Source organism: Acerihabitans sp. TG2 (assembly GCF_035013185.1).
Taxonomy (GTDB): domain Bacteria; phylum Pseudomonadota; class Gammaproteobacteria; order Enterobacterales; family Enterobacteriaceae; genus Acerihabitans.
Map to the genome: position 1 here is coordinate 1 of NZ_JAYGJO010000032.1, position 15,994 is coordinate 15,994.

The 15,994-nt window shown below is 50.1% G+C and carries 13 protein-coding genes and 1 pseudogene; 4 read left to right on the top strand and 10 right to left on the bottom strand.

The genetic code is table 11. The features are described 5' to 3' along the window. Positions 1 to 80: 80 nt before the first annotated feature. Together SJI19_RS21060 and SJI19_RS21065 are read right to left on the bottom strand one after the other, a co-directional pair. Positions 81 to 602 (bottom strand): annotated as a pseudogene (locus tag SJI19_RS21060) (reverse transcriptase domain-containing protein); the annotation flags it as partial. A 614-nt stretch (positions 603 to 1,216) separates the two neighbouring features. Continuing rightward, complete coding sequence (locus SJI19_RS21065; protein WP_323480227.1) at positions 1,217 to 1,780, bottom strand: single-stranded DNA-binding protein; 564 nt, start codon at positions 1,778 to 1,780, stop codon at positions 1,217 to 1,219. Between the two features lie 247 nt (positions 1,781 to 2,027). On the opposite strand from SJI19_RS21065, the gene uvrA reads away from it, so the two are divergent. Continuing rightward, on the top strand, positions 2,028 to 4,883 hold the full coding sequence (gene uvrA / locus SJI19_RS21070; protein ID WP_323480228.1) for an excinuclease ABC subunit UvrA: 2,856 nt from the start codon (positions 2,028 to 2,030) through the stop codon (positions 4,881 to 4,883). A 78-nt stretch (positions 4,884 to 4,961) separates the two neighbouring features. Here uvrA and SJI19_RS21075 read toward each other — a convergent pair whose 3' ends face one another. From SJI19_RS21075 to dnaB, 4 genes are all read right to left on the bottom strand, one after another. Next, positions 4,962 to 5,378 (bottom strand): secondary thiamine-phosphate synthase enzyme YjbQ, encoded by a 417-nt coding sequence (locus tag SJI19_RS21075; protein ID WP_323480229.1) that lies wholly within the window; start codon positions 5,376 to 5,378, stop codon positions 4,962 to 4,964. A gap of 256 nt (positions 5,379 to 5,634) precedes the next feature. After that, positions 5,635 to 6,825 carry an amino acid aminotransferase gene (locus tag SJI19_RS21080; protein WP_323480230.1) on the bottom strand — a complete coding sequence of 397 codons (1,191 nt, stop codon included), beginning with the start codon at positions 6,823 to 6,825 and terminating at the stop codon, positions 5,635 to 5,637. A gap of 58 nt (positions 6,826 to 6,883) precedes the next feature. Beyond that, complete coding sequence (gene alr / locus SJI19_RS21085) at positions 6,884 to 7,963, bottom strand: alanine racemase (RefSeq protein WP_323480231.1); 1,080 nt, start codon at positions 7,961 to 7,963, stop codon at positions 6,884 to 6,886. 17 nt (positions 7,964 to 7,980) lie between these two features. Next, positions 7,981 to 9,387, bottom strand: a complete 1,407-nt coding sequence (gene dnaB / locus SJI19_RS21090; RefSeq protein WP_323480232.1) for a replicative DNA helicase — start codon at positions 9,385 to 9,387, stop codon at positions 7,981 to 7,983. 340 nt (positions 9,388 to 9,727) lie between these two features. On the opposite strand from dnaB, the gene SJI19_RS21095 reads away from it, so the two are divergent. After that, on the top strand, positions 9,728 to 10,711 hold the full coding sequence (locus SJI19_RS21095) for a quinone oxidoreductase (RefSeq protein WP_323480233.1): 984 nt from the start codon (positions 9,728 to 9,730) through the stop codon (positions 10,709 to 10,711). Positions 10,712 to 11,155: 444 nt separating this feature from the next. On the opposite strand, the gene pspG is transcribed toward SJI19_RS21095, so the two are convergent. Together pspG and dusA are read right to left on the bottom strand one after the other, a co-directional pair. Beyond that, positions 11,156 to 11,374 (bottom strand): envelope stress response protein PspG, encoded by a 219-nt coding sequence (pspG, locus tag SJI19_RS21100; protein WP_323480234.1) that lies wholly within the window; start codon positions 11,372 to 11,374, stop codon positions 11,156 to 11,158. Positions 11,375 to 11,515: 141 nt separating this feature from the next. Beyond that, on the bottom strand, positions 11,516 to 12,574 hold the full coding sequence (gene dusA, locus SJI19_RS21105; RefSeq protein WP_416347583.1) for a tRNA dihydrouridine(20/20a) synthase DusA: 1,059 nt from the start codon (positions 12,572 to 12,574) through the stop codon (positions 11,516 to 11,518). A 560-nt stretch (positions 12,575 to 13,134) separates the two neighbouring features. On the opposite strand from dusA, the gene rcsA reads away from it, so the two are divergent. Together rcsA and zur are read left to right on the top strand one after the other, a co-directional pair. Further along, complete coding sequence (gene rcsA, locus SJI19_RS21110; RefSeq protein WP_323480235.1) at positions 13,135 to 13,764, top strand: transcriptional regulator RcsA; 630 nt, start codon at positions 13,135 to 13,137, stop codon at positions 13,762 to 13,764. 272 nt (positions 13,765 to 14,036) lie between these two features. Continuing rightward, on the top strand, positions 14,037 to 14,546 hold the full coding sequence (gene zur / locus SJI19_RS21115; protein ID WP_323480236.1) for a zinc uptake transcriptional repressor Zur: 510 nt from the start codon (positions 14,037 to 14,039) through the stop codon (positions 14,544 to 14,546). 157 nt (positions 14,547 to 14,703) lie between these two features. Here zur and SJI19_RS21120 read toward each other — a convergent pair whose 3' ends face one another. Then, a complete protein-coding gene (locus SJI19_RS21120; protein WP_323480237.1) occupies positions 14,704 to 14,913 on the bottom strand; it encodes a CsbD family protein in 210 nt (69 codons plus the stop codon). 380 nt (positions 14,914 to 15,293) lie between these two features. Then, positions 15,294 to 15,902: a transcriptional repressor LexA gene (gene lexA, locus SJI19_RS21125; RefSeq protein ID WP_323480238.1), complete on the bottom strand. Its 609-nt coding sequence runs from the start codon at positions 15,900 to 15,902 to the stop codon at positions 15,294 to 15,296. Positions 15,903 to 15,994: the final 92 nt, after the last annotated feature.

The window sequence follows — 15,994 nt, forward strand, 5'->3', positions numbered from 1 at the left end:
GTTTTTCACTAAGGGAATAACGTTTTGCCATGGTTCATCTCACACCGATTATATGGGGTGAGATCAGAATGCTGGAATGATATTTCGTGAGCAAGGCGAGACGCCCGTCCCCTTACATCACATACCCATTTTGTTCCTTTCCAACCGTTTCTGATTTCTTTTAATGCAGAATGACAGGAACGCTTAGGCCTGAATCCATAGCTCCAGTCGCTAAAAACCGGTTCATAGATCTCTTCCAATAACATTCTCATTACTTGCTGTATTAATTTATCGTCTCCAGTTGGAATACCTAAGGGACGTTTCTTTCCATTCGGTTTTCGGGCATCTTTAGGTATGTGCGCGCGCCTGCAAGGTTTGGGTATGTACGAACCTGAGTCTATGAGATGAATAAGACTGATAATCCTGTCCACACTCATTCCATCCATCGTATTATTATTTATTCCTTTCGTCATGGCTCCCGAATTGGAATAAATATTAGCATAAGCCTGTGCCCAAAGATCTTTATTACTGCACATGATTTTATGCAGCTTCTTGATCTTATAACCTTGTATACTGGCTTTGTTTATACCACTTAGAGCATTGAGTGTTCTCTGTGATAGCACTGACTATCGAACCTCGCTTCTATTAGTATAGATCCAACTGACTCCCTTCCCCCTTACGAATATAATTTCATTGATAATTGCTTATCAGTTTATATATATTTTTCAGATTGGTTAGCCAATTGCGACTCCATTACAGAGCTACGTTGGGTACTACGGAGTCTCCGTTACCATATTGGTTAATTACTTAACCAACTTAGGTAATCCCGTATTTCTTTGTAGTCAAGGTGCATCCCACTTAGGTTTCACTTACGTTCAATTACCACTCTCACCGAGCAGGTGCCAATATTGTTGGATATAGTAACCTTCTAAAAATAATTACTATAAATATTGGTATGACTCCTAGATAACCGTGAGCCATCGATATCCCGAAACCCACTATGAACTATGATTCAACCAATCAGGCTTAACCATATGGGATTTGCAATGGCTGGCGCAAAGTAGGTTATTTCCCCGCAACCAGCCTTTTCCTGACATGCTACACTCCCCTCCCTCTTTCGAGGTTCAAACCCATTACCGGGTAAGGATAAGTCAGGCTTGCAATAGGCACTCCAACAGCCTATGATTAATTCAATAACTCGAATTAACCACTTGATTTACAAAGCAAAACGGCGCACTTAAAACGGGATGTCATCGTCAAAATCCATCGGTGGCTCGTTGCCACCAGCAGGAGGTGTATTCTGCGCCGCGGGACGACTAGCCGACGGTGTGGTGGGGGCTGCGCCGCCCGGGTTGCCGCTAAACTGGGCATTATTGCCCTGCGGCTGCTGCGGCTGTCCCCAGCCACCCTGCTGACCGCTGGCCGCACCGCCAGCACCTGCCGCGCCACCTTGACGGCCACCCAGCATTTGCATGGTGCCACCCACGTTGACTACCACCTCAGTCGTATAACGTTCCTGTCCACCCTGATCGGTCCACTTGCGGGTTTGCAGCGCACCTTCAATATAGACCTGCGAACCTTTTTTCAGGTATTCGCCAGCCACTTCGGCCAGTTTGCCGAACAGCACAACGCGGTGCCATTCGGTTTTTTCTTTGGTCTCGCCGGTTTGCTTGTCGCGCCAGCTATCCGACGTTGCCAGTGTCATATTGGCAACCGCACCACCGTTCGGCATGTAGCGGACTTCCGGATCCTGGCCCAGATTTCCGACTAGAATCACTTTATTAACGCCTCTGCTGGCCATGTCGACTCTCCTGATAAGATGTTTTACTAAGTGTAATCGCTAAAGTTTACCACGCAAATGCCGAAAGGACACGGGTGAAAATCATTGCGGCCGCGATCCAATCGAGATGAATGCAGAGTTAGTCGTTACAATCAATACTGGATATTCGTTCAGCTTTTTTTGTGTCATAATTGTCCGTTTCGCGCCAGTTGTGTTGTTGCAGGCACGACCGGTAGCAATTATTCATCCGGTGTCGGGATTAAGTTGAATGGATAAGATCGAAGTTCGTGGTGCTCGTACCCATAACCTGAAAAACATTAGTCTGATTATTCCCCGGGACAAGCTCATCGTGATAACCGGCCTTTCCGGCTCGGGCAAATCCTCCCTGGCGTTCGATACCCTGTATGCTGAAGGGCAGCGCCGTTATGTCGAATCGCTGTCCGCTTATGCGCGGCAATTCCTTTCCTTGATGGAAAAGCCGGATGTGGACCATATCGAAGGCCTGTCGCCGGCCATCTCCATCGAGCAAAAGTCAACGTCCCATAATCCGCGTTCGACCGTCGGGACCATTACTGAAATCCATGATTACCTGCGTTTGCTGTTCGCCCGGGTCGGCGAACCGCGTTGCCCGGATCACGACGTGACGCTGGCGGCGCAAACCGTCAGTCAGATGGTGGATAATGTATTATTGCAGCCGGAAGGCAAACGTCTGATGCTGCTGGCGCCGGTGGTAAAAGAGCGTAAAGGCGAACACAGTAAGACCCTGGAGGGCTTGGCTACCCAAGGTTATATCCGTGCGCGCATCGACGGTGAGGTATGCGATCTTTCGGATCCCCCCAAATTGGAACTGCAGAAAAAACACACCATCGAAGTGGTGGTCGATCGGTTTAAAGTCCGAGAAGATCTGGCCCAGCGCCTGGCAGAATCGTTTGAAACCGCCCTGGGCCTGTCCGGCGGCACCGCCGTGGTAGCCGATATGGACGACGCCCAGGCCGAGGAGATGTTGTTCTCAGCCAACTTTGCCTGCCCAATCTGCGGTTACAGCATGCCAGAACTGGAACCTCGCCTGTTTTCATTTAACAACCCGGCCGGCGCTTGCCCGACCTGCGACGGTTTGGGCGTGCAACAATATTTCGATCCAGAACGGGTATTGCAGAATCCGGAAATTTCCCTAGCAGGCGGAGCCATTCGTGGCTGGGATCGGCGCAATTTCTACTACTTCCAAATGCTGCGTTCGCTGGCCGAGCATTACAAATTTGATGTAGAACTCCCGTGGAACCAGCTTGATATCGATATCCAGCAAAAAATTCTGTTTGGTTCCGGGAAAGAAACTATCGAATTTCGCTATCTTAACGACCGCGGCGACAGTTCCATCAGGCGACATCCTTTTGAAGGCGTGCTACCGAATATGGAACGGCGATATAAAGAGACCGAATCCTCAGCGGTACGCGAAGAATTAGCGAAATATATCAGCAACCGCCCGTGTAATAGCTGCGGCGGCACACGCCTGCGGCGAGAAGCACGTTATGTGTTTGTAGAAAACACCACGTTACCGGTCATTTCTGATATGGGTATCGGCAATGCGCTGAGTTTCTTCGACGAGATGAAACTCAGTGGCCAACGGGCGACAATTGCCGAGAAAATTTTGAAGGAAATCCGCGACCGGCTGAAGTTTCTGGTCAACGTCGGCCTGAACTACCTCTCTTTATCCCGTTCGGCAGAGACCTTGTCCGGTGGCGAGGCGCAGCGTATTCGTTTGGCCAGCCAGATTGGCGCGGGGTTGGTGGGCGTAATGTATGTCCTCGACGAACCCTCTATCGGGCTGCACCAACGTGATAACGAACGGTTGTTGGAAACGCTGGTTCACCTGCGTGATCTCGGCAATACGGTCATCGTGGTGGAACATGACGAGGACGCGATCCGGGCGGCGGATCATATCATCGATATCGGTCCGGGCGCCGGGGTGCATGGCGGCGAAGTCGTGGCGGAAGGCACCGCCGAGGAGATCATGGCCAACCCGGCATCACTGACCGGGCAGTTTCTCAGTGGCAAACGCGAGATCGCGATTCCCGAACACCGCATTCCGGCTGATCCCACCAAAGTGCTGAAACTGATCGGTGCCCGGGGCAATAATCTAAAAGACGTTACCCTAACGCTACCGGTGGGATTGTTTACCTGTATCACCGGCGTATCAGGTTCCGGTAAGTCGACATTAATCAACGATACGTTGTTCCCGGTGGCACAGCGCCAGCTCAACGGCGCCACCACCACCGAAGTCGCGCCTTACCGCGATATCCAAGGATTAGAACATTTCGATAAGGTTATCGATATCGACCAAAGTCCCATCGGCCGTACGCCGCGCTCCAACCCGGCGACCTATACCGGCGTATTTACACCGGTGCGGGAACTGTTTGCCGGGGTGCCGGAGTCCCGTACCCGAGGGTATACGCCCGGCCGCTTTAGTTTTAATGTGCGCGGCGGGCGCTGCGAAGCCTGCCAGGGTGACGGCGTCATCAAGGTGGAAATGCATTTCCTGCCGGATATCTATGTGCCGTGCGATCAGTGTAGGGGTCAACGCTACAACCGCGAAACCCTGGAAGTAAAATACAAGGGTAAAAATATTCACGAAGTGCTGGATATGACCATCGAAGATGCGCGGACGTTTTTTGATGCGGTACCGGCGCTGGCACGCAAACTGCAAACGCTGATCGACGTCGGTCTGTCTTATATTCGCCTAGGACAATCGGCGACGACCCTGTCCGGCGGTGAGGCCCAGCGGGTCAAACTGGCGCGCGAACTGTCGAAACGAGGTACCGGCCAAACCCTGTATATTCTGGATGAGCCCACTACCGGTCTGCATTTTGCCGACATTGAACAGCTGCTGGCAGTACTGCACCAGCTGCGCGATCAAGGCAATACCATCGTGGTGATTGAGCATAATCTGGACGTGATTAAAACCGCAGACTGGATTGTCGATCTCGGCCCCGAAGGGGGCAACGGCGGCGGCGAGATCCTGGTCTCGGGTACGCCGGAAACAGTGGCGGCCAGTGAAATATCCCATACGGCACGTTTTCTCAAACCCATACTGGCACGTAAACATCACCCGGTGACGCCCGTAAGTTGAACCGGATACCCTAACCCGCTGATTCGGCATCGGGAATGTCCCCCGGTGCCGTCAGAAAAAAAACTGATGGCGCCCGACCTACTCTCCTTGCAAGGTGGCAAGGATATGCCGCTCGCCACCCCGGTTACGGTGTTCACCCAGCCAAATACCCTGCCACGTACCCAGTAATAACTTACCCTGCCCCACTGGAATCAACAGTGACGCCCCCAATAATGACGATTTAATATGCGCAGGCATATCGTCCGCGCCCTCATAATCGTGACGATAAGGCACATCTTCAGACACCTGGTGCAAAAAATAGCCTTCCATATCAGACCTGACGCTAGGATCACAATTCTCATTTAAGGTCAGGGAGGCAGAGGTGTGTTGCAACAGTAAATGCAACAACCCGGTCTTGATCTCGGTTAAATGATTAAGTCTATCGGTTATCTCTGCGGTTACCAGATGAAAACCCCGCTGATGGGGGCTTAGGATCAGCATTTGTTGATACCACATGATGCACGCTCCTCTGTTTACCTATTACTTGTAAGTATAGACCCTCCAGCTTTCACGTTGTCGGAACGGACAACGTGAAAACGAACTCGCGTCGAGGCGCTGTTTAGGTTGATTAATCTGCATGGAGGGGGATAACCAACATCATTGCTGTGGCAAAAATGACAGGCAGAACAGCGAGCAGGCAGGGCTGGATAGCACGTTAATCGTGCTGAGTGCGCCACTGGCCGTTAGAGCGGGTCAGTGGCGCTAAGGACTGTTAGCGCAGTGCGGCGATAGCCTGGGCTACCCGCTGAACATTGTCGGTATTGAGGCCGGCCAGACACATACGGCCGCTGCTAATCAAATACACCCCAAATTCATCGCGCAACCGATCAACTTCCGCCGGCGTCAGGCCGGTATAGCTGAACATGCCCCGTTGCTGGAGTAAATAATCAAAATTCCGGGCCGGCAGGGCCGTTTTCAGGGCATCCACCAAACTCTGGCGCATCTGTAAAATTCGCAGACGCATGCTGGACACCTCTTGGTGCCATAAAGTATTTAACGCCACATCGTTGAGCACCAGCGATACCACTTGAGCGCCAAAATTCGGCGGGCTTGAATAGTTGCGGCGCACGGTGGCCATCAATTGCCCCAGCACACAATCAGCTTCAGTCGCACTGTCGCAGACGACTGACAGGGTACCGACCCGTTCGGCGTAGAGTGAAAAAATTTTAGAAAACGATTGGCTGATAAGGCAAGGCAGTCCGAGACGCGCCATTTCACGCACCGCATAGGCATCCTCGTCCAGCCCTTCGCCAAACCCCTGATACGCGATATCCAGAAAGGGGATCAACCCGCGTTCGCCAACCACGCCAATCACCCGATCCCACTGTTCCCGGGTAAGATCCGAACCGGTAGGGTTATGGCAGCAAGGATGCAATAACACGATGCTTTTTGCCGGTAACGCCGCCAGGCAATCGAGCATAGCATTGAAATTCACCGCCAAGCGTTCACCATCGAAATAAGGGTAACGATTAACGTTAAACCCGGCCCCGGCGAAAATGGCCACATGGTTGTCCCAGGTGGGATCGCTGACCCACACGCTAGAGTCAGGGAAATAACCTTTGAGGAAATCCGCCCCTATTTTCAGTCCACCTGAACCGCCCAAGGTTTGAATGGTGGCAATGCGCCCCTGTTCAAGCATCGGATGATGAGCCCCGAACAATAATGATTGGCTAGCGCAACGGTAGGCAGGCAATCCTGACATCGGCAGATATGACATGGCCTGCTTGGGATTGGCGAGCCTCGCTTCGGCCTGTGCCACCGAGTTTAGCTGCGGAATAATGGCCTGCTCATTATAATATAGCCCGATGCTCAGGTTGACCTTATCAGGTCGAGTATCCTGTTTGTAGGTTTCCATCAGCGATAGGATGGGATCCCCGGCGTAAGCATCAACATTCTGGAACACTATGCAGATCTCCTGGTTTAACGGGTTCAGTGAGTAAAACCCCATTCACATGAATTAGTTAGGGTAAATAGGTCGTTTCGACCCGTGAAGTGAGTTTGGTAATCAATTCATAGGCGCTGATGCCCGTGGCAGCGGCAACCTGCTCCACCGGCAACTCTGGACCCCATAAGATGACCCGGTCGCCCACGCGATCCTGGCTATCCGGGCCTAAATCCAGGGTAAGCATATCCATGGAAATCCGACCGGCCAGCGGCACCTTACGACCATTTACCCATACTGGCGTACCGCTGGGGGCGCTGCGTGGATAACCATCTCCGTAACCGAATGCCACGACACCGAGGCGGGTATCCCGAGGGCTAACCCAGGTACCACCATAACCGCTGGCCTCTCCGGCCCGATGTTCGCGCACCGCAATCAGCGACGAGGTCAACGTCATTGCCGGACGAAAACCATATGACGCGGCTTCGCCGCTGTCCAAGGGCGATACGCCATAGAGCAAAATACCGGGTCTGACCACATCATGATGAGACTGAGGCCACAACAACACACCTCCCGACGCGGCAATGGAACGTTTGCCAGGCTTATCCCCGCCAAACTGGGCAAAACAGGCCAACTGCTGCAAGGTGGTATCCAACTGTGGTTCGTCGGCTCGCGCGAAGTGGCTCATGATGTTGACCGGCCCATCAACGTTTGGGCAAGCCGCCAAACGCGCATAAAACGCGTCAGCTTGATACGGCAATACACCCAGCCGGTGCATTCCAGTGTCGAGTTTCATCCAAACCTGCAGCGGCCGCTCTAGATGTGACTGCTCCAGCGCCAACAGCTGTTCGGGGCTATGGATGGCGGTGGCAAGATCGTAACGGGCCAATAACGGCAGTTCGTCAGCGCTGAAAAAACCTTCCAACAGTAAAATAGGTTTGGTAATACCACCGTTGCGCAGCGCCAGAGCTTCACTCAGACGCGCCACGCCAAAATAATCGGCGTCATCTTGCAACGTGAAGGCGGTGGTCAATAACCCGTGACCATAAGCATTGGCCTTTACCACCGCCACGACCTGACTTTGAGGCGCTAACAGGCGCACCTGGCGCAAATTATGTTGCAAAGCCTGGCGGTTAATAACGGCAATTGCCGTTTTCATTATTCTCGTCCTGGTTATTATTCATCATCATATTGTGGCCCGGCATAACTATCGAACCGCGACCACTGCCCATTAAATGTTAATCGCACCGTGCCTATCGGGCCATTACGCTGTTTACCCAAAATGATCTCGGCAATACCTTTCATATCACTGTTTTCGTGATACACCTCGTCACGGTAGATAAACATGATCAGATCAGCATCCTGCTCGATCGATCCGGATTCACGTAGATCGGAGTTGATCGGCCGTTTATCAGCACGCTGCTCCAGCCCGCGATTAAGCTGGGACAACGCGATCACCGGTACTTGCAGTTCCTTGGCCAACGCCTTGAGTGAACGCGAAATTTCCGCTATTTCCAGTGTGCGGTTTTCGGACAGTTGTGGCACCCGCATCAGTTGCAAATAATCGATCATGATAAGGCTAAGACCGTCATGCTCGCGAAAAACCCGCCGGGCACGGGAGCGGACGTCGGTAGGCGTTAGCCCCGATGAATCATCAATATACATATTGCGTTTTTCCAGCAAAATGCCCATAGAGCTGGAAATACGCGCCCAGTCCTCATCATCGAGTTGTCCGGTGCGGATGCGGGTCTGATCGACACGGGATAACGAGGCCAAGATACGCATCATAATCTGTTCGCCGGGCATTTCCAGGCTGAATATCAGCACGGGTTTATCCTCGGTCATGGCGGCATTTTCACACAGATTCATGGCGAAGGTGGTTTTCCCCATTGACGGTCGCGCGGCGACAATGATCAGATCCGACTTTTGAAAACCGGCGGTTTTTTTATCTAAATCATGGTAACCACTGGAAACGCCAGTGACACCATCGTGGGGCTTTTGGTACAACTGCTCAATACGCGCTACCGTGTCTTCCAGGATGCGATCAATACTTTTGGGACCTTCATCCTTACTTGCGCGATTTTCAGCAATCTGGAACACCCGGGACTCGGCCAAGTCGAGTAAATCTTCACTGCTGCGTCCCTGAGGGTCGTAGCCGGCATCGGCTATTTCGTGGGCTACCGCGATCATCTCACGCACCACCGCCCGTTCCCGTACGATATCCGCATAGGCGGAAATATTGGCCGCACTGGGGGTGTTTTTTGACAACTCCGCCAGATACGCGAAGCCGCCCACAGAATCCAAATCGCCTTTTTGCTCCAGCGATTCGGATAATGTGATCAAATCGATGGGCTTATTCAGTTCAAGCAGGCGCTGCATTTCGCCGAAAATCAGCCGGTGTGGCCGGTTAAAAAAATCTTTGGACGTCACGCGTTCGGCGACGTTGTCCCAACGCTCATTATCCAGCATTAACCCACCCAACACTGACTGCTCCGCCTCCAGAGAATGGGGTGGGAGTTTCAGGCCCTCGACCTGACGGTCCCGGGAAAAATTTGTTTTATTGGCTGGTTTTTTTTCTGACATGTGGTAATGACATTGCCTGATAGATGAAGCATGAGATAAAAATGCATTGTATCGTTGATTGTCGACAAATCCTATGTGGCTTTGCAAACCTGAGTGAAGAGCTTATGGTTAATTAACACGTAAACCCACTATACCCATCATACTGCACGTTGCAGGCGCGAATACACAGCCCTTGCCTGGGCCTCGCTCCTGACAGGGCCGCGACAGGTCGGGTTCACATCTGCTCCTGCAGATGTGTCCTCGCCCACCCCAGCAGCCGAGTCAACACCGGGGGATGGGGTGCGTCAGCGCCTTAGGGCAACACAAATTATTAAGCCTATGATCAGGCTGAGGAAAAAATATGGCAAAGCGTATTCAATTTTCCGCCAACGGTGGCCCAGAAGTACTGCAATATGTTGATTTTACCCCGGATGATCCAACCGCCGACCAAGTACAGGTTGCCAATAAGGCGATTGGGATAAACTACATCGATACCTATGTGCGCAGCGGATTATATCCAACGCCCACCATGCCGTCCGGCCTGGGAACCGAGGCCGCCGGCGTTGTCGTAAAGGTGGGATCCGGCGTGACCGACCTGAAGGTGGGCGATCGGGTGGTGTATGCCCAATCAACCTTGGGTGCCTATAGCGATATTCATAATGTCGCGGAAAAAAATATCGCCCAGTTACCCGATACCATCACCTTTGAGCAAGCTGCAGCGTCGTTTTTAAAGGGCCTGACCGTTTATTATCTGTTGCGCCAGACATATGAAATCAAGCCCGGCGAGATTTTTTTGTTTCACGCCGCCGCCGGAGGAGTCGGATACATTGCCTGCCAGTGGGCTAAAGCGTTGGGTGCCAAAATGATCGGCACGGTTGGCTCAGCGGAAAAAGCCGCGTTGGCAAAGGCAGCCGGGGCCTGGGAAACGATTAACTACCGAGAAGAAAACGTGCCCGAACGTGTCGCTGCGCTCACCGAAGGTAAAAAGGTCAGCGTGGTCTACGATTCAGTAGGCAAAAGTACTTGGGAAGCCTCGTTAGATTGCCTGCACCGCCGCGGCCTCATGATCAGCTTCGGCAACTCGTCAGGCCCGGTAAGCGGCGTCAACCTGGCCATTCTCAATCAGAAAGGTTCGTTATATGTCACCCGCCCGTCTTTGAATGGTTATGTGACCAACCGTGAAGAATTAACGCTGGCCAGTAATGAATTGTTTTCAATGATTGCCAGCGGTGCGATCAACATCAAGGTGGCGGAAAAACAGACCTTCCCGTTGGCACAAGCCCAGCGAGCGCATCAAGCGTTGGAAAGTCGGGCAACTCACGGCTCGTTACTGCTGATTCCGTAATACCCACAAGCGGCAGGCGCACAAAAAAAAGGGCCTCTGCAAGGAGGCCCTGGTAAAATGGCTTTCATCAGCGCTTTTGATAAGTGCTTTTATGGTGGAGCATTATATCGTTATTTTTATACTTTTCTGTAGGGAGGAACAGTAGGTCTAATCACCAGAGTTGCCCGCATATAGAGTATCTCATTGGTAGTACAAGGATAATGACTCTTGTAACCCGAGACCTCTAAAGCATGGCTATTATCCTATTTTATATCTCTATCCAGTGTTATTGATGAATTCACTGCGTTAGTAATATTCTGTAATAATAACAGTACTTATAAGAAAAAAAAATCGTTAAGCACTCTCTTGGCCCTGAAATGATCACAAGCTGTGACCGGCTCCACGTTAATGTAAAAAAAAATTAACGTTTTTTTTGCCACAACCCACTAATGCAGCTGGGTGGTATCAGTAACGTCGCAGTTGGGGACCTTGAACCGCTCGCCAGATCCAGGCTACCACCAGAGCTAACAACAACCAGGGCAATAATTTAATCGCCATAAAAAACAAACCGGCAAACATCATCACAAACGTACCCACCACCAGTGCGGCCAGTACGCTAAGCATAGAAATTCCGGTCAGCAACAAGATGATAAAAAAACCGATAACAAAAAAAATCTCTAACATAATAGGCTCCTGAATAGCGGGAATAACCGTCAGTCTTTAATAGGATTAATTCAAGAAGCATGCCAGGTTAACAGCCTTAAATTGCACTGATTAATAAAGAAAAAGTTTTGCCATCACGTTTATTGATGGCTATTTTCACCATCAATTGGCCAAATCCGCCGTCAGCCCTCGCCCCGACACCTTGGCCAGCGCTTGCTCCACCACCCCAATACCGGCACCCGGTTTATGCGCGTTCTCGCTCAGGTGTCGCCGCCATTGGCGTGCGCCGGGAATACCTTGAAATAATCCCAGCATATGCCGGGTGATATGTCCCAAATAGGTCCCTTGGGCCAGCTCGCGTTCAATATAAGGGAACATTGCCTGCACGATCCCGGCCATATGGCTAAAAGGATCGGCACTATCGAAAATCCGGCTATCCGCCAGAGCCAGAATACCCGGGTTTTGATAGGCCTCGCGCCCGATCATCACACCATCTACCTGCTCCAGATGCACCAGCGCCTCATCCAGATTTTTTATGCCACCGTTGATCACCAACGTCAATGCTGGGAAATCCCGTTTCAGCTGATAGACCCGAGGATAATCCAACGGCGGGATTTCACGGTTTTCTTTGGGGCTAAGACCGGACAACCAAGCCTTGCGCGCATGGATAATAAAAGTATCGCAACCGCCACGTTCGGCCACGGTCTGAATAAACTCACATAAAAATTCGTAGCTGTCCTGATCATCAATGCCAATACGGGTTTTAACCGTCACCGGAATGGATACCGCTGCACGCATAGCATCAATACAATCGGCCACTCTTTGCCGCTCGGCCATCAAACAGGCACCGAATTGGCCATTCTGCACCCGGTCAGACGGACAGCCAACATTGAGATTAACCTCGTCATAGCCACGCTGTTGTGCCATAAGGGCACAACGAGCCAACGCCTGTGGGTCGCTCCCCCCCAACTGCAGCGCCAGCGGATGCTCGTGATCATTAAATGCCAGATAATCCCCTTTGCCATAGAGCAAGGCACCGGTAGTGACCATCTCTGTATACAATAACGAATGACGTGTTAATAGCCGCAGAAAGTACCGGCAGTGCCGGTCAGTCCAGTCGAGCATCGGCGCTACCGACAGACGCCGGGCGGGCAGAATCCCGCCAATTGCAGGTACCAGTGGAGTCGACAAGGTATGTGTTTGAACAATGTTATCGCGCATGTGGACCAATTTGCCGTATTTGATGATGATCAACGTCGCATTAAAACGCTTCGGATAACGAAGTCGGCCGACGTTGTAATGGAATAATGATTACGGGCTACTATAGCATAGAAAAACCGAGCCGAACCCGGGAGAACGTGAGACAGCGTAACGGGGAATCGGCTGTATGTTCCAGCAGTTGTTAACTTTAAATTAACATACATAACTAAAATTCATCGCTAAATTGCTCAAAAAATACCATATAACCACCATTTAATCCCAAAAAGAACTTTCATTATTTACAAATTGATCGTAATCATTTAAACATTAATTAGTAGTTACGAAACATGGTGTGTGAGTGGAAGGTGGAGCATGAGCAAAACTATTGAACTCACGATAATTAGATTATTTCTAATAGAAAACAGTAGCGACTATGGTATTAGCATAACAACCGGCCTATCCAAGAAGGGAAGTCAAATAATAAAAATATAATATTTTTTGGGTCGCCATTCACCTAGGTAGATGGCTATCGCTTCCTCACTTCGTCATGGAACGACATAAATTATAGATGGCACTATTCTATGACAGTATTTATTTTAGACCCATGCACATATACTAAACACGCGTTAAGAAGTTCATTAGCTGACAGTGGAATAAAAGACAGCATTCGCGATTTGGAGACGATAGATTCTTTAAAGCACAAATGCAAAAAAGCAACGCCAACGATTATTTTCATTAATCAGAATTATTTTCAATGTCACAACGATAGCAATGAACTGAAAGCTATTATTGAAAATCAGCCACTTACCTTATTCTTTATCTTTATTGGAAATGAAAATATTAAATTTCATGATTTCGTACCGATCAAAGATAATGTCATTATAGTGTCTAAGTTTATCAAAATAAGCTCACTTATCATGATAATTCAATACTTCATGGATACCAAAGCTTGGCATAATGCAGATTCAGCAATGGGTTTTTCCCCTTTGCATTTTAGTAAAACCGAAGCGGAAATTTTGAAAATGTGGATGTCCGGCTTTGATACTATGCATATTTGCAACCAGCTTGGAATAAAAGAAAAAACCCTATCATCCCATAAAATCAATATTAAACGTAAAACCAAGGCCAGTAACAAACAGATCATTTACCATCTCATGTCCATCGCCAACAGAGTCACCGATAGCATAAAGACACGTTCTGTTGCCATCTGAGGACGGTCATTAACCCAAGGCGGTGTTGCGCTATCATGCTTAACGCCGCCCCATACCACCCATCTTCAAGAACTGCACATCACTATCTACAGGAAAATCTGCCATCATCGGGTCCTGCTGCCTGAATAAATGCGTCAAATGAATGCACGTATACCCTGGTTAACTCACTCATGTGACACCAATCCCGCGAGCTGAAAGATGACGGGTATGGACTCGGCGTTTTAATGCCATCATGATAAGATAGACTAAGGAACACGCTATGAGGAACCTCTATGACTGCATCGACTTCGTCCCACTTACTTAGCCAAGCGGAACAATTATGCGAACAGCGTAATGTGCGCCTGACGCCACAGCGGTTGGAAGTGTTGCGGCTGATGACTCAGCAGGAGGGCGCAATCAGTGCGTATGATTTGCTGGATCTGCTGCGGGTCTCCGAACCTCAAGCCAAACCACCGACCATCTATCGCGCCCTGGATTTCCTGCTGGAGCAAGGTTTTATTCACCGCGTTGAGTCAACCAATAGCTTTGTTTTGTGCCACCATTTTGAGCAACCGGGACACACTTCCGCCTTCTTTATTTGCGATCGCTGTGGCCAGGTCACGGAACAGGCCACACAGGGTATTGAGGATATCTTGCAAAAAATGGCCGAGGCCAGTGGTTTTACGATGCGCCATAATGTTGTGGAGGCCCATGGATTTTGTCCATTATGTACGGATGTGCAAGCCTGTAACCATCCCGACACCTGCGAACATGACCATTCAATAGCCATAAAAAAACGCTGACATCTCAATAACCCTACCTTACCAAGGTAGCGGGTGGTAAAAACATCAATCGCCTAAGGTGGATAGAATTATAGACAGCACACCCTTACAACCATGGATAAGAATAAGCTAAAACAAAAGGCCTATCTTATGGCGCCCCTCCTTGGCCTATAAACCGCTACCACCGAAATTTATTGCGGATTTCCCAATTTTTAACTTCTGTTTCAGCAACGTCTTTACCATAGCCATAGCGTTCCTGAAGTTTACCGATAAGTTGATCGCGTTTGCCTTCAACCACAGTTAAATCATCGTCAGTCAATTTACCCCACTGTTCTTTTATTTTACCGGTAAACTGCTTCCAATTACCGCTAGTTTGATCTTTATTCATAAAAGCCTCCTTGGATTGGACTGATAATTCACTTTGTTAATCGACTAAATAGGATTTCAACACCTATGTTCTATTCATTGATTAACACTACAATCTAATTATAGCAGAGGATTGGCGATAGGCATTATAGTGGGGCAAAATAGTGGGGCAAAACAGTGCAGTAAAATAGTGCAGCAAATTTGAACGCAACTTCTCGCGGCCCCGTTAAGGGTGAGGCCCACGGAAGGACCGAATATTGCAACGCACCGACAGCTTGAAGTATGACGGGTATAAACAGCGGTGAGTGAAAGGCATAATAGGCGTTGTCAAACAGGCCCGGTGCCGGAGAAACGCTCATCCATAACCGGACCACATTGAGTCATGTAGGGAAAAAACCGTCGTTAAATCCAGTTCCCATTACGGATCACGCCGACCGCCAGCCCTTCGATAGACAGTTCCTGCTGGCGAAGGTCAACGATAATAGGTGAGAATTCGCTGTTTTCTGGTAATAACTCCACGATATTGCCATGTTTTTTGAGACGCTTTACCGTAACTTCATCGTTGATACGCGCCACCACGACCTGTCCGTTATGCGCATCCTGGGTTTTGTGCACCGCCAGAAGATCGCCATCCATGATGCCGATATCCTTCATTGACATCCCACTGACCCGCAGCAGGAAATCAGCATGCGGCTTAAACAGGTCAGGATCTATTTGGTAGTAGCTTTCAATGTGCTGCTCCGCCAACAAGGGTTCGCCAGCAGCGACACGGCCAACCAGCGGCAGCCCGGTTTCTTCTTCGATCAATAACCGGATGCCGCGAGAGGCACCGGAGACAATTTCTATCGCGCCTTTACGCGCCAGCGCCTTGAGGTGTTCCTCAGCGGCATTGGGGGATTTGAACCCCAGACGCTGTGCGATCTCCGCACGGGTCGGCGGCATACCGGTTTGCGATATATGATCGCGTATAAGCTCAAAAACCTCTTGTTGTCTGGCGGTTAACGCTTTCATTCCATCCCCTGTTTGTTTATACAGTCTTTCTGAGAGTATATACAGGTCTGATGCAATTGAAAACCATCAACGTAGCAAAACATCATAAATCC

What these genes read in the sequence shown, in the direction of transcription:
- SJI19_RS21065 (WP_323480227.1), bottom strand. Translation starts at nt 1,780, where the DNA reads ATGGCCAGCAGAGGCGTTAATAAAGTGATTCTAGTCGGAAATCTGGGC.
- uvrA (WP_323480228.1), top strand. Translation starts at nt 2,028, where the DNA reads ATGGATAAGATCGAAGTTCGTGGTGCTCGTACCCATAACCTGAAAAAC.
- SJI19_RS21075 (WP_323480229.1), bottom strand. Translation starts at nt 5,378, where the DNA reads ATGTGGTATCAACAAATGCTGATCCTAAGCCCCCATCAGCGGGGTTTT.
- alr (WP_323480231.1), bottom strand. Translation starts at nt 7,963, where the DNA reads ATGAAAACGGCAATTGCCGTTATTAACCGCCAGGCTTTGCAACATAAT.
- dnaB (WP_323480232.1), bottom strand. Translation starts at nt 9,387, where the DNA reads ATGTCAGAAAAAAAACCAGCCAATAAAACAAATTTTTCCCGGGACCGT.
- SJI19_RS21095 (WP_323480233.1), top strand. Translation starts at nt 9,728, where the DNA reads ATGGCAAAGCGTATTCAATTTTCCGCCAACGGTGGCCCAGAAGTACTG.
- pspG (WP_323480234.1), bottom strand. Translation starts at nt 11,374, where the DNA reads ATGTTAGAGATTTTTTTTGTTATCGGTTTTTTTATCATCTTGTTGCTG.
- dusA (WP_416347583.1), bottom strand. Translation starts at nt 12,574, where the DNA reads ATGCGCGATAACATTGTTCAAACACATACCTTGTCGACTCCACTGGTA.
- rcsA (WP_323480235.1), top strand. Translation starts at nt 13,135, where the DNA reads ATGACAGTATTTATTTTAGACCCATGCACATATACTAAACACGCGTTA.
- zur (WP_323480236.1), top strand. Translation starts at nt 14,037, where the DNA reads ATGACTGCATCGACTTCGTCCCACTTACTTAGCCAAGCGGAACAATTA.
- SJI19_RS21120 (WP_323480237.1), bottom strand. Translation starts at nt 14,913, where the DNA reads ATGAATAAAGATCAAACTAGCGGTAATTGGAAGCAGTTTACCGGTAAA.
- lexA (WP_323480238.1), bottom strand. Translation starts at nt 15,902, where the DNA reads ATGAAAGCGTTAACCGCCAGACAACAAGAGGTTTTTGAGCTTATACGC.